Source organism: Acinetobacter sp. 778_lipA (genome assembly GCF_058242985.1).
On sequence record NZ_JBZAYT010000001.1, the window covers coordinates 1,115,727 to 1,130,400 of the forward strand.

At 39.2% G+C, this 14,674-nt stretch carries 9 protein-coding genes and 1 pseudogene; 6 read left to right on the top strand and 4 right to left on the bottom strand.

Annotated features, from left to right (window positions below; genetic code table 11):
• Positions 1–18 precede the first annotated feature (18 nt).
• The 3 genes from AC4CUY_RS05180 to AC4CUY_RS05190 all read right to left on the bottom strand — a co-directional run bounded on the left by AC4CUY_RS05180 (position 19) and on the right by AC4CUY_RS05190 (position 5,017).
• A complete protein-coding gene (locus AC4CUY_RS05180; protein WP_419361038.1) occupies positions 19–2,502 on the bottom strand; it encodes a heavy metal translocating P-type ATPase in 2,484 nt (827 codons plus the stop codon).
• 456 nt (positions 2,503–2,958) lie between these two features.
• Positions 2,959–4,344 carry a heavy metal sensor histidine kinase gene (locus AC4CUY_RS05185; protein ID WP_490773757.1) on the bottom strand — a complete coding sequence of 462 codons (1,386 nt, stop codon included), beginning with the start codon at positions 4,342–4,344 and terminating at the stop codon, positions 2,959–2,961.
• Complete coding sequence (locus tag AC4CUY_RS05190; RefSeq protein WP_336953939.1) at positions 4,334–5,017, bottom strand: heavy metal response regulator transcription factor; 684 nt, start codon at positions 5,015–5,017, stop codon at positions 4,334–4,336. The genes AC4CUY_RS05185 and AC4CUY_RS05190 overlap by 11 nt, the downstream gene beginning before the upstream one ends.
• 150 nt (positions 5,018–5,167) lie before the next feature.
• Between AC4CUY_RS05190 and AC4CUY_RS05195 the strand changes: the two genes are divergently transcribed.
• The gene (locus AC4CUY_RS05195; RefSeq protein ID WP_336953938.1) at positions 5,168–5,362 is read left to right on the top strand and encodes a hypothetical protein; all 195 of its coding nucleotides are present in this window, start codon (positions 5,168–5,170) and stop codon (positions 5,360–5,362) included.
• A gap of 285 nt (positions 5,363–5,647) precedes the next feature.
• Positions 5,648–5,860: pseudogene (hfq, locus tag AC4CUY_RS05200) on the top strand (RNA chaperone Hfq); the annotation flags it as partial.
• A 408-nt stretch (positions 5,861–6,268) separates the two neighbouring features.
• Here hfq and AC4CUY_RS05205 read toward each other — a convergent pair.
• Positions 6,269–7,069 (bottom strand): undecaprenyl-diphosphate phosphatase, encoded by an 801-nt coding sequence (locus AC4CUY_RS05205; RefSeq protein ID WP_419361035.1) that lies wholly within the window; start codon positions 7,067–7,069, stop codon positions 6,269–6,271.
• A 307-nt stretch (positions 7,070–7,376) separates the two neighbouring features.
• On the opposite strand from AC4CUY_RS05205, the gene kdpA reads away from it, so the two are divergent.
• The 4 genes from kdpA to AC4CUY_RS05225 all read left to right on the top strand — a co-directional run bounded on the left by kdpA (position 7,377) and on the right by AC4CUY_RS05225 (position 14,667).
• Positions 7,377–9,101, top strand: coding sequence for a potassium-transporting ATPase subunit KdpA (gene kdpA, locus AC4CUY_RS05210; RefSeq protein ID WP_490773758.1), 1,725 nt, complete (start codon positions 7,377–7,379; stop codon positions 9,099–9,101).
• Positions 9,102–9,111: 10 nt separating this feature from the next.
• Entirely contained in the window at positions 9,112–11,157 is a 2,046-nt protein-coding gene (kdpB, locus tag AC4CUY_RS05215) for a potassium-transporting ATPase subunit KdpB (protein WP_336953935.1), read from the top strand.
• Between the two features lie 20 nt (positions 11,158–11,177).
• The gene (kdpC, locus tag AC4CUY_RS05220) at positions 11,178–11,783 is read left to right on the top strand and encodes a potassium-transporting ATPase subunit KdpC (protein ID WP_490773759.1); all 606 of its coding nucleotides are present in this window, start codon (positions 11,178–11,180) and stop codon (positions 11,781–11,783) included.
• Positions 11,784–12,027: 244 nt separating this feature from the next.
• The gene (locus AC4CUY_RS05225; protein WP_490773760.1) at positions 12,028–14,667 is read left to right on the top strand and encodes an ATP-binding protein; all 2,640 of its coding nucleotides are present in this window, start codon (positions 12,028–12,030) and stop codon (positions 14,665–14,667) included.
• The last annotated feature ends 7 nt before the right edge of the window (positions 14,668–14,674 follow it).

Below are 14,674 nucleotides of genomic sequence, written 5' to 3' on the forward strand. Positions count from 1 at the left end.
ATTTCTCTCTACAAGCTTCTACTCGAAAGTAGAAGCGGGTTGAAAGCGACGTAAACGTAAGGCATTCGCCAAAACAAATACACTGGATAAGGCCATTGCGCCTGCTGCAAATATCGGAGAAAGCAGAATGCCATAAGCAGGGTACAATAATCCAGCAGCCACTGGAATCAGCAGGGTATTGTAAGCAAACGCCCAGAACAAATTTTGCTGAATATTGCCGATGGTTGCTTTTGATAAGGCAATTGCGTTAGCGACACCTTGCAAATTGCCTGACATCAGCACAACATCCGCCGACTCAATTGCAACATCCGTACCTGTACCAATGGCCAGCCCCACATCTGCTTCAGCCAAAGCAGGCGCATCATTGATACCATCACCGACAAATGCAATATTGCCATATTTTGCTTTCAATGTTTGAACTGCTTTTACTTTGCCTTGAGGGAGTACTTCGGCAATGACTTCATCAATACCTAATTGCTGAGCAATAGCTTGTGCTGTACGCGCATTATCTCCCGTAACCATTGCCACTTTTAGACCGAGTTGATGCAACGCTTTAATCGCAGATGGTGTTGTAGATTTAATAGGGTCTGCAACAGCAATAATTGCTGCGAGTTTGCCTTGAATTGCAACATATAATGGTGATTTACCTTCGTCACCCAAACGTTGAGCTGCATTGGTAAAGGGTAAGATATCAATATTGAGTTGCAACATATAGCGGTCTGCACCAATATGAATATCTTCATTTTCATTGATCTGAGCATAAACCCCCATACCAGTTACGGAATCAAATTGTTCTACTTTTGGCAAAGTGAGGTTTTCTTTGATTGCTGCATCTACGATGGCTTTCGCAATTGGGTGCTCTGAAAGAGATTCAACAGCTGCAACTCGACTCAATACGTAATCACGTTCAAATGATTCAGTAACTTCAAAATCAGTGAGTACAGGATGACCTTCTGTCAATGTTCCTGTTTTGTCTACCGCAACGATTTTGGCATTTTTGAGTAACTGTAATGCTTCACCTTTACGGAACAATACCCCTAACTCTGCACCACGACCTGTTCCGACCATAATCGAGGTTGGCGTTGCTAGACCCATGGCACAAGGACAAGCAATAATAAGGACAGCTACCGCGTTCACTAAAGCGAAGGTTAAAGCAGGAGAAGGACCGAAAATCAACCAGATCAAGAATGTCAGTACAGCAGCCACCATTACTGCTGGGACAAACCATAAGGTGATTTTATCAACCACAGCTTGAATTGGCATTTTGGAGCCTTGCGCTTGCTCAACTAAACGAATAATTTGTGCGAGCATGGTTTCGCCACCGACCGCAACTGCGGTAAAGCTTAAAGTCCCATTTTGATTTATAGTACCACCGACTACATCACTGTCGATGTTCTTCTCAACAGGTATAGGCTCACCAGTAATCATAGATTCATCAACAAAGCTTCTGCCTTCAATGACTCGTCCATCAACGGGAACACGCTCACCTGGTTTTACAATGATAAAGTCACCAGCAACAACTTCATCAATTGGTATGTCGATGATTTGGTTGTGACGAGAAACGTGAGCAACTTTGGCTTGTAGGCTGACTAAACGCTGAATGGCTTCTGACGTTCGACCTTTGGCTTTGGCTTCAAGAAAACGACCTAATAGGATCAAAGCCACAATCACAGCAGCAGCTTCATAATAAACGTTCACTGTACCAGCAGGTAAGACGTTTGGTATAAATGTTGCGACAATTGAAAATAAATAAGCAGCCAATGTTCCAACTGCAACCAAAGAGTTCATATCTGGTGCTAAACGTAATAAAGCAGGTAAACCATGTATATAAAATCTTCGTCCAGGAATTACTAGAACCAATGTGGTGAGAATAAATTGTAAATACCAACTATTTTGTACACCAATCGTCTGAGCAATTAGATGATGCATGCCCGGAATAAGATGCGAACCCATTTCTAATATAAAAACAGGTAAGGCAAAGATAGTAGCAAGTGTCAGATCACGCTTTAATTCAGCGCGTTCTTGATCTTTTTTTTCTAAGTGTTCTGCTTGATTTGGAATAGCCGTTTGAATTTCTTTCGCATCATAACCTGCCTTATCCACGGCTGAGATTAATGCTGCTACATTGGTTGTTCCGAAAATGGTGGCACGTTCAGTGGCAAGATTGACATTGGCCTCTTTTACGCCGGGTACATTTTTAAGAGCTTTCTCAACCCGGCTGACACATGAGGCGCAGGTCATGCCATCAATTGACAACTCTGTGGTTACATCAGCCACTTCATATCCAGCATGTTCAACGGCTTTGATCAAGGCATCACGGTCGATAGGAGTATTGGAGGTGATATCGGCACGTTCAGTGGCTAGATTAACCGATGCATTGGTTACACCATTGACTTTTTTAAGTGCTGTTTCTATTCGACTTACACAACTAGCACAGCTCATTCCCTTGATTTGTAAACTACTTTTTAAACCGGAAACACGATCAGTTGATCTATTTTCCATAAGTCACACCTATAAGTCTTATATCATGATCTAAATCCTAAACTCTTACATAATGTTAAGGTCAAGTAAAACAGTTCAATTTTTTATAAGATATTGTTGCAATTATAAATTTGGTTTGCAAACCTATCCTAAGACGATATTCTTCTGAACATAATTCACCTTTAACCCTTTATTCTTAATCATAGTTCATTATTGTTTTATCTATTACGCCTCTTGCGTGAGTCAAAAATCATCATTTTAGATTAATCCTGATAATGACAAGCATATAAATTAACCTGTTTTTTGCTTTGTATAATCACGCATAGTCGTTTTATCATGAAGTGATATTGGCTATCACCGTTCGGCGAAAGTACACGATGTAATTCTCACTCAACAGAGGGTTTTTGCTCCCTTTATTGTTGTTAAGGTTTATTTATTTCTAATTTCATTTTATTTATGAGTCTTTTTTCTTACATATCATGTTGAAAGATCTTGTTTTTTAAAAATAACCGTAAAAATTACTAAGCCATCTCGTGATTCAGCTTGGATAGTTGCACCATGAAGTGTCAGGATCGACTTGGTGATAGCAAGCCCTAGACCTGTCCCATCTTCCATGCGTTGTCGAGATGCATCAGTTCGATAGAAACGGTCAAATAATCGAGACAACTGTTCAGCTGACAAGGTTGGGCCTTCATTTTCAATTGAAAAACTATTGTAATCTGCTGTTTGCTGGCATTTAATTTGAATGACCGAGTTTGGCTTGCCATATTTAATCGCATTAGATATTAAATTACTGAGCGCACGGCGTAGCATAGTAATATTTGCATTTACTTTTCCATTACCGAAAAGGTGAAATGTGATATTCTTTTGTGCTGCGAAAGCATCATAAAATTCAAATAATTTATCAAATTCTTCATACAAGTTAATTGTTTGTAAGTTTTTAAGACTAAGACCATTTTCTGCTTTAGCCAAAAACAGCATGTCTGAAACGACTCTTGCCAGATGTTCACATTCCTCTAAGTTAGAAAATAAGACTTCTTTATAGGCCTCTATATCACGACTGCGAGATAGACATACTTGGGTTTGAGTCATTAAGTTGTTGATTGGAGTGCGAATTTCGTGTGCAAGATCGGATGAAAAGTCTGAAAGTTTTTCTAAAGCCGACTCTAAACGGTCAAGCATTTCATTAAAGGCGATGGTTAGTGGTTTTAATTCTGTTGGAGTATTCTCAACTTCTAAACGCTCAGATAAATGCTGGGCTGAAATCCCTTCGGCAACTTGTGCTATTTTTTTGATCGGGCGTAATCCTCGCCAAACATCAAACCATCCTAAAAACATTAAACATAGTGCGCCAATTAAACAAATATAGAATAGCTGGCGTTTGAATGCTTTTAAAAAAGATATATGTTCTGATGTATCAATCGCAACAATAATTTGTGTAGATTGTGCATCTTTATCATCTTCAAAAATATTTTGATAGGCCAGCCCACGATAGTTTTTATTTTGTACTTCCCATTTTAACCATTGATTTTGGTCGGTAGTACTGTGTGGCGTGAGGACAATTTGTGCGGAATTGAATACAATTTGATTTACAGGTCGTTCAATTTGAACAATCAGATTATCATGCCCGATAAGAGAATCTTTTAATAAGGCATTAAGTTTAGATGTGTTGGTTGGGTTTTGTTTTAAGAGATTTTGTATAGACTGAATTTTTCCCTCAAGTAGCACTCGATCCTCACTTTCGAAGTGCTGCGAGACACCAAGAAGTATCACGAAGCCCATGATGATCAAGATGGTGACCGTTGAGAGAGAAAAAAGAATCGCGATTCGAAAACTGATCGCATTGAAGACTTTAAGCCTCATCTTCGATCTCTAGAACATACCCCATTCCCCGAATATTTTGAATCAGTTTAGGTGTAAAGTTACTATCAATTTTATTTCTTAAACGTTTAATTGCGACTTCGACTACATTGGTGTCACTGTCAAAGTTCATATCCCAGACTTGCGATGCAATCAGCGCTCTTGGCAGAATTTCTCCACGTCTACGCATAAATAATTCCATCAGCGCAAATTCTTTTGCCGTTAGATCAATTCGTTGTCCTGCGCGAGTAACACGGCGTTTTCTGATATCAAGTTCGAGATTGGCAATACTGATTAAGTTATGGTCTTCTCTTTGCTGTCCTCGGCGGAGTAAGCTTTTTATTCTTGCAAGGAGTTCGGCAAAAGCAAATGGCTTAACCAGATAGTCATCTGCGCCCAAATCTAAACCTTTTACTCGATCTTCGATTTGATCCCGAGCTGTCAAAAATAAAATGGGCATGTTTTTCCCGCTTTTACGTACAGCTTCAATAATATGCCATCCATCCATTCCCGGTAACATTACATCCATTATAATGACATCGTATTCCTCAGAAAGTGCATATTGTTTACCCGTGAGCCCATCAGTGACCCAATCAGTTATATAGCCCGCTTCAGATAAGCCTTGTTTAAGGTAATCACCTGTTTTTTGCTCATCTTCTATTAATAAGATTCTCATTTTAGTGTCCTAAAATACCTTTTAGAAACATAATAGCGTGATAAAACATAAGTTGGATATGGATTACAAAAATGTCATTTTCAGGTCATCTAGATGATCAACTCTTCGATTTACTCTCTTAATAAGTGTCTCTCAATCTCGGAGAAATAAATGCGCACAATTTTGTACATCAGTTCCACGTTGTTTATCTTTGTTGGTACTTCAATTGTTGCTCAGCAATCTTGGGCGGATGTTTCTAAAATGGCGCTCAATGAAAATACGAATATTCATGCAACACAAACAATCCAAAAGCAGTGTTTAATAAAGCGGTGTAATGTACTACCCAGTCGAAGCCTCAACCAATGAACATACACAACACCAGCACGTTCACTTATCCACGATGGCAAAAATTCATCCAACGACAATGCTTAAATGGACTCTTCGACGATGAGGATGAATCATGCAAATATGAGAGGTTAGCTACACCTATTCGATAATTTTAATAAAACTTTGTTTTGAAAATTGAAGCATAAATAAGAGAGGTGAGACCTTATTATCGTCAAACAAAGCATAATTTGCAGGATGCGTTTAATGAAAAATTTATCTAAAAATAACAGTCTTTTAAGTGTTTAAAATTTTTTGGAGTTTTATATGTCTCATATTCAAACTTTACAAGATCCGTTCTTAAATATTTTACGAAAAAAACGTATTGCAGTTTTTATTTTTCTTGTGAATGGAATTAAATTGCAAGGATATATTGAGTCTTTTGATTCCTATGTATTGATGTTAAGAAACAGCGTAGGTCAAGAACAAATCATATATAAACATTCAATTTCTAGCATAATGCCTACACGGAATATTCGTGTAAATGTTAATGTTTTTCTTGCAAGATTCGATGATCAAAATAATTTCAACAATTCATATGACGCTGGTGCTCAAGATAGCTAGAGCCAAATTGATTATGGTTATCAAGATGGCTTTAATGACGAAATACCAGTTAAAGAATTTTTCAAAAGATGAAAAAAAGCAAATTATAAATTTAGACTGGATATAAGTTGTATGAAAATTAAGATTTAAGATATAGCATTGAGCTATGCAATTATTGATCTGTACATTGTGGATTTTCTTTTCATACACTTAATGAGAAAAGCAAAAAAGAAACCACATAAAAAATGAGAAAAACAACTTAAAAAAAGCCCCACGCTAAATGTAGGGCAACAGGATAAAATAACAAGATCTCTCAACGAGCGCTTATTCAGCATCGATGAGATTTTATAAAAATACCAACAGCAAAATGATACCCAACACCACACGATACCACGCGAACACTCTCAAGGTGTGTTTTTCAACAAACTTCACTAAAGCCTTGACCACTAATAATGCTGCAATAAATGCTGCAATAAAACCCACCGAAATATTGATGAGATTGTCTGAAGTTAAAACGTCTGCATTTCGAATCAAATCATAGGTTGCAGCACCTAACATGGTTGGCATCGCAAGGAAAAAAGAAAATTCAGTTGCCGCTTTACGTGATAAACCAGACAACATTCCGCCAATAATGGTTGCGCCTGAACGTGAGGTTCCTGGAATCATAGCAAGACATTGAGCAAATCCAACCAGAATCGCTTGTTTTAAGGTAATGTCAGTGGCTTCTATAGTTTTGGGTTCAAACTTTCTCGCTTCCACAGCAAAAATAATTAAACCACCAATGATTAAAGCAAAGGCTACAACCAAAGGACTAAATAGAACCTGTTTAATAAAATCGACCGCTAACACACCAATCACCACAGCAGGAATGAAAGCAACCAAAACATTAATTGCGAAACGTCTAGCCTGAACATCCCCTGAGAAAAAACCTCGAATTAACTCAATGATTTTTTGTCGGTAAAGCCAACATACCGCTAAGATTGCACCCAATTGGATCACAACCTCAAACACGCGTCCAGAATCTGAATGAAAATCAATTAAATGACCAAATAAGATCAGATGACCTGTACTGGAAATCGGTAAAAATTCAGTTAAACCTTCGATTAACCCCAAAAATAAAGCTTTAAGCAGTTCAAAATTTTCCATAAATGAAATAAACAAGCGTTTTAAAATTTGAACCTTTGTAATGTATTTAGGGCTGTTTATAAATGAAAAAAGACAAAATTTTACGAAATTTTTATGCGGCTGATCTGACTGTAAATAGAGAGTTTACGGGGAATTTTTAGATACTGAGTCGTGGAATATCCCAGTGTTTAGGATGAAAAAAGATGAGTGCTAAATTTATAGCGCATCAACAAGTACAGCATCCAAAATTATGCTTACTTCAAAAACATATAAATCATTGCAATATCGACATTTTTAATTTGAGTCATTCAAGTTGGGGGGGAATGTCATGTTAGAGTTGATTTTAGTCTTGGTGATTGTGGTGCTTTTGGCTTTTCCTTTAGGGAAATATCTTGCCTGCATCATGCAAAATAAAGACATGAAAATTGATCCAGTGTTTAGCTGGATTGAAAAGCCAATTTATCGTGTTTTTGGCACAAATCCTAAACAGGGCATGAATGCAAAGACCTATTCACTCAGCTTTGTGATGAGTTGTATTGTGATTGGATTGGTGACTTGGGTACTGTTTATGTGCCAAGCAAGTTTGCCACTCAATCCAAATAATGCACCCAATATGTCATGGGATTTAGCACTACATACCATGATTTCATTTCTGACCAATACCAACCAACAACATTATTCAGGTCAGGCACAACTGTCATATTTATCACAGATGGTTGGAATTGTTGGGTTGCAAATCATTACTCCAATGATGGGTTTGGCAATGGTGGTGGCAACGGTACGTGCTTTGTTTTATCCTCAATCAAATACTTTATCAGAATCAGATCAAAATCTAAGCTTTGAAAATAAACTTAAAAAAATCAATGTGGGTAATTATTGGGCCGACGTGATTCGCCCAACCTTTCGGTTTTTAATTCCATTATGCATGATTTGGTCATTATTACTGAATAGCCAAGGTGTGCCATCAACCTTTCAAGGTGGCCCAGAAGTTCAAGTCATTGACCAAGCCGCTGAATTAAAAACTCAAAAAATTCCACTTGGTCCAGTTGCACCAATGGTTGCGATTAAGCAATTGGGCAGTAATGGTGGTGGTTGGTATGGGCCTAACAGTAGTGTGCCATTAGAGAATCCAACCCCATTTTCAAATTTCTTAGAAATGATTGCGATTTTACTTATTCCTGTCGCCGTGATTTTTATGTTGGGATTTTTAACCAAACGGGCAAAATTTGCTGGCTTTGTTTTTGGCTCGATGTTGCTGATGTCAGTGATTTCCGCCACAACAGCAATCTGGTCTGAAAGCCTTTCATCTTCAGCAATGCAAATTTATGCCATGGAAGGCAAGGAGGTTCGTTTTGGTGAAGCATCTTCTGCGCTGTGGGCAGCATTAACTACACAGGTCAACAACGGTTCAGTCAATATGATGCATGATTCTGCATCTCCCTTAACTGGTTTAGTTGCGCTTGCAAATATGCTAATCAATGCGATCTGGGGTGGGATTGGCTGTGGTTTACAACAATTTATGATCTATTTGTTTTTGGCTGTATTTATTGCTGGGTTGATGACAGGACGTACGCCGGAATTATTTGGACGCAAAATTGAAGCAGGTGAAATCAAATTACTTGCTGTGGTGATCTTAATTCAGCCGATTACGATTCTGGGTTTAAGCTCAATTGCTTTGTTTTTCCCTGAGCTTACAGGTAATAGCAATCCGCAATATCATGCCATTTCCCAAGTCTTGTATGAGTATGTTTCGGCTTTTGCCAATAATGGTTCCGGTTTCGAAGGTTTAGCTGACAATACAGTGTGGTGGAATGTTAGCTGTGTCATTGCTTTACTGCTTGGACGTTTCCCAACATTGATCATCCCGCTAATGATTGCTGCTCGTTTAGCTGCAAAGCGTCAAGCTCCTGAAAGCAGTGGTAGTTTAAAAGTGGAAACCCCAACTTTTGCCTTCACTCTGATCGCAATTGTGGTGATGTTGACTTTATTACAATTTATGCCAGTCCTTGTTTTAGGGCCTATTGCTGATCAGCTGTTATTGGTACAAGGCTAAGGTGAAGACAATGAATCATTCAAAACAATCTATTCAAAAACACTCTACTAAAAATATATCATCAACTTTATTCCAAGGCGAAGCCTGGAAAAATGCCTTGATTAAATTGTTACCACAACATGCCATTAAAAATCCGGTGATGGCGATTGTTTGGCTGGGCACCATCATCACACTAGTCAGTACTTTAGCGGGCAAAGCCAATATAATATTTGGCTTATCTGTGACTTTGATTTTATTTATCACCGTATTGTTTGCTAACTATGCTGAAGCCATTGCAGAAGCCAAAGGTCGTGGTCAAGCTTCTTCCTTAAGACAAGCCCGTCAAAATTTGACCGCACGTCGACTCAGCTCTAAAGAGGATGTAGATGGGGTGCAAATTGCTGCAAGCTTATTAAAAATGAATGACTTGATTGAAGTCCGTGCAGGAGAACTTATTCCAGCGGATGGTGAAATTATTCATGGTTTTGCGACAATTAATGAAGCAGCGGTGACAGGGGAGTCAGCACCTGTATTACGTGAAGCAGGTACAGATAAGTCGGGTGTGATTGGGGGAACTAAAGTTTTAACCGATCGTATTGTGGTACAAGTCACCGCAGAAGCGGGTAACAGCTTTCTTGATCGTATGATTGCTTTGGTTGAGGGGTCTAATCGTCAGAAAACACCCAATGAAATCGCACTGGGCATTTTACTGACTGTTATGACTGTCACTTTTATTGTAGTGGTGGTGAGTTTACCTTTTATTGGACATTTCTTAAAAATTGAAATCAATCCTATTCTTTTGGTGGCACTGTTGGTGTGTTTAATTCCAACCACGATTGGAGGGTTGTTGCCTGCAATCGGGATTGCGGGGATGAATCGGGCTTTAAAAGCCAATGTGATTGCCAAATCGGGTAAAGCCGTTGAGGTGGCTGGTGATGTGGATGTATTACTGCTCGATAAAACAGGCACCATCACTTACGGTGATCGTCAGGCAACAGCATTTTTCCCACTGACAGGCGTGACTGAGTCGGAACTTCGTCAAGCCGCAATATTGACCTCACTTGCAGACCCAACCCCAGAAGGCAAATCCATTGTAGTTTTGGCAAAAGAGCAAGGCGAACATATTGTTGAGCCTGAACAAGTCGAGTTTATTGCATTCAATGCAGCAACTCGAATCTCTGGGGTAAATTTACTGAATGGACCTCAAATTCGCAAAGGGGCATTAGATGCAATTCTTAAATTTGTTTCACAGAATCTTGAGAATCATAGTGAGTTGAGAACCCGTGTAGAGCAGGTGGCTTCAAAAGGTGCTACGCCGTTAGTTGTGGCAAAAGATCAGAATATTCTTGGAGTAATTGAACTTTCAGATGTGATTAAACAAGGCATCAAGGAAAAATTTGCCCGCTTACGTGAAATGGGTATCAAAACAGTCATGGTCACAGGTGATAACCCTTTAACCGCTGCTGCTATTGCGGCTGAAGCCGGTGTCGATGATTACATTGCTGAAGCAAAACCCGAAGACAAGTTAAATTGTATTCGTGATGAACAGAATAAAGGTCATCTGGTCGCTATGGTTGGAGACGGAACCAATGATGCACCTGCTTTGGCGCAAGCTGATATTGGTTTGGCTATGAACTCTGGGACCCAAGCAGCAAAAGAAGCTGGCAATATGGTGGATTTGGATTCGGACCCAACTAAATTGTTATCGGTGGTTGAGATAGGTAAACAGCAGTTGATTACGCGTGGCGCATTGACCACCTTTTCATTGGCAAATGACATTTCAAAATACTTTGCAATTTTACCTGCTTTATTTGTAGCAGCCATTCCCCAAATGGGCGCCTTAAATATTATGCGCTTGGGAAGTTCAGAAAGTGCAATTCTTTCTGCACTTATTTTCAATGCCATCATTATTCCATTACTGATTCCAATTGCATTGCGTGGGGTGAAGTTTAAGCCTTCAACATCGACGCAATTATTACGTCGAAATATGTTGATCTACGGTGTGGGTGGTGTGTTGTTGCCATTTATCGCTATCAAAGTGATTGATCTAATGATCAGCCCTTTATTGGCGCTTTAGAAATTTTGAGGATGATAGAAATGAAGACTGAAAATAATCTATTGGTTGAATCAGCGTTTGTTGAATTAACCCGAGCATCATTCGGACTAACCATCGTTGCTTTGGGCCTATGTGGGTTTGTCTACAGTGCCACCGCAACAGGACTGGGGCAAATTCTTTTTGATCAACAAGCCAACGGGAGTTTGATTGTTGAAAATGATCGAGTACTAGGCTCTCAACTGGTTGCACAACCTTTTGTGCAAGCGCAATATTTTCAACCAAGACCATCTGCTGCCAATTATGATCCTATGGCAATGGCGGGAAGTAATATGGCACGAACCAATCCTGATTTGCATAAGGCTGTAGATGCACGTTTAGATAAAATCGCGATGCAGGAGCACATTGAAAAAAGTGCTATTCCTGCTGATTTGGTCACAGCTTCAGGGAGTGGAATTGATCCTCAAATCAGTCTTCAATCTGCAATGATTCAGGTGAAACGTGTCGCTAAAGCAAGACATTTGCAGGAACAGGATGTGATAAGGTTAGTACAAGAAAGTAGCTTACAACCGACATTTGGAATTTTAGGGCAAGCCAGAGTCAATGTACTTGAATTAAATTTGGCTTTGGATCAAATTGTAAAAAAATGATTTGATTAAGAGCATCAAACTGAAATGAACCTAGGATGAGGGCACAGTATTTCCCTAATTTTAAAGAGGGGGTTATTAGGATTCTATTTTTAGTGTGAATTCAAACAGCCTCTCTTTTTGCTTTTGCTCATAGATGGATCAAGTGCAATCCAACGATATTTCCCAATGGGAATTTGTGCTATTGAGTGGCAGTACAGCGACACAACTGGACCTCGATTCATAAATATTAAACAAGCAGACGGTGATGACCGATTATAGAAATAATAAAGCAGATGTTCTGCTGCAACACACTCAGCGATATCAATCTGGGCGCCTCACCATATTTTTAGGTGCTGCACCTGGCGTGGGGAAGACTTTTGCAATGTTAGTGCGTGCACATGAACTTGCCTTGCAAGGTGTCAACATTGTAATTGGCTATGTTGAAACCCATGGTCGCATTGAAACTGAAAACCTCATCTCAGGTTTGGTGATCATTCCAAGAAAGGCGATTGAATATCAAGGGCATTATCTTGAAGAAATGGATCTTGATGCTGTACTTGCAAGCAAACCCAGTATTGTTTTAGTGGATGAATTTGCGCATAGCAATATGCCAAATAGTCGTCATGAAAAACGTTGGCAAGATATCAATGAGCTATTGGATGCGGGTATTGATGTATTTACCACCATGAATATTCAGCACCTAGAAAGTTTAAATGACGTGGTCTATCAAATTACGGGTATTCGGGTGACTGAAACCGTACCTGATCGAGTGTTTGAGCGGATTCGTGATATTCGATTAATTGATTTACCTGTCAATGAATTACTTGAGCGTTTAAATCAGGGTAAAGTCTATGTCCCTGAGCAAGCTGAACAGGCATTGCAACGCTTTTTCAACAGTTCAAATCTTACAGCATTACGTGAATTGGCAATGCAAACCGTTGCTAGTCATGTCGATACCGATGTTCGAGAAAATTTTGCCATACAAGGGCTTGTTCCCATTCCTCTGAAAAATCATATTTTAATTATGCTTGAAGGCAATGGACAGGCGGAGGCTTTGGTTCGTGCTGGTTGTCGAATTGCAGAAAATCGTCAGGCAAATTGGACTGTGGTAATTTTTTCTAAAGATTCAAAAATAACGGAAAAACAAGATAATTTATCGAGTCGAGAAATTGAACGAGCTCTAAACTTAACCCGTCAATTGGGTGGAATGACTGAAATACTCTATGGTCAGCAACATGCAAAAACGCTTTTTGACTATGTGATTGATCGAGGCATTTCAACTTTGGTATTGGCGCAATCTCATCGGCAATTCTTTCCTTTGGGTTTAAATTTTGTTGATCAATTACTTAAATACCAGCCAAATTTTGAATTAAGTATTGTCCCGATTCTCGCTGAACAAAGTCGGCAGCCCTTTTTCCACGATACGCATTCGTTTCTAAACCTTAGAGAAATACTTTTTGTTTTAGCCACCACTGTTATCAGTATTGTGATTGCAAGTCTAGGCGAAAAGTATTTAGGGATTGAAGAGCTTTCCGTAATTTTTATCACTGCCGTGGTATTTGTGGCATCTAGGACACGAATGCTGGCTGCGGTATTTTCAGCGCTGTTGTTCTTTTTGGCTTATAACTTTTTCTTTATTTCACCTAAATTTACCTTACAGATTTCGGCACATCAGGGCGTGATTACCGTGGTTGCATTTTTAGGAGCAGCATTGATTTCCAGTCGTTTAGCTTCACGACTTAAAGAGCAAGTCATGGCTTTAAAAGCTGCCAATAGCTATAACAGTATTATGCAAGATTTAGGTCAAAAGTTGTCCACAGCGATTGATTTAGAGCAAGTCCAGAAAATAGCAGAAAGTAGTTTAAGTAAAAATTTATCGGCCGAGGTCTGGTTTTATTTCCCAGAATCATCAACGTCTTCGCTTGAAGTTATCAACAGTAAAGAAAAAATTTCAGCAGATTGGACGTTCAAAAACCATCAACCTTCAGGACGATTTACCCAAACATTGACTGAAAATGATTGGTGGTTTTTACCCTTATTGGCCTCAAAGCAATGTTTCGGGGTGGTGGGCGTAAAGTTTCTCAAAAACGCATCTGTATTAAATACTGAACAGAAGCAATTGACTGAAACCATGGTTGAATATATTGCTCAAGCGATTTCTCGAACCCAACTCACCAAAGCATTGGAAATTGCTAATGTGAGTTCAGAAACCGAGAGATTACGTTCGGCACTGTTATCATCCGTTTCTCATGATTTACGCTCACCTTTAGCCTCTATGATTGGTGCGGCTGATACTTTGAGCAATTATCGTCACTCGATGGATCAACAAGATCAAGATAGTTTGTTAGAAGCCATCCATTTAGAAGGTGAGCGACTCGATCGCTATATTCAAAATTTGTTAGATATGACACGCTTAGGGCATGAAGGTTTAACGCTTAAACGAGACTGGATTGGTGTCGATGAATTGATTGGTTCAGCGGTGCGCCGTTTAAAACGTTATATGCCAAATAGTCTTGTTGACGTTGATTTACCTGACCAAACACTCAGCCTATTTGTTCATGCTGCTTTAATTGAACAAGCGATTTTTAATGTATTGGAAAATGCAGCCAAGTTTTCACCAGAACATAAAGCGGTCAGTATTAAAGTTCTACAACTGAATGAAAATGAACTTGAAATTTCGATTAGTGATCAAGGCTTAGGAATTCCAGAAGATGAACGTGAGCGTATTTTTGATATGTTCTATACTATGGAACGAGGGGACCGTGGGCAGTATGGCACAGGATTAGGTTTAACGATCGTCAAAGCAATTATTGGTGCGCATATGGGTAAAATTAGCGCATCCTCAGCCAAAAATAATCAAGGGACTTGCATCCGTATGCAATTGCCTATCCAGCAGATTGGATAAGTGCATT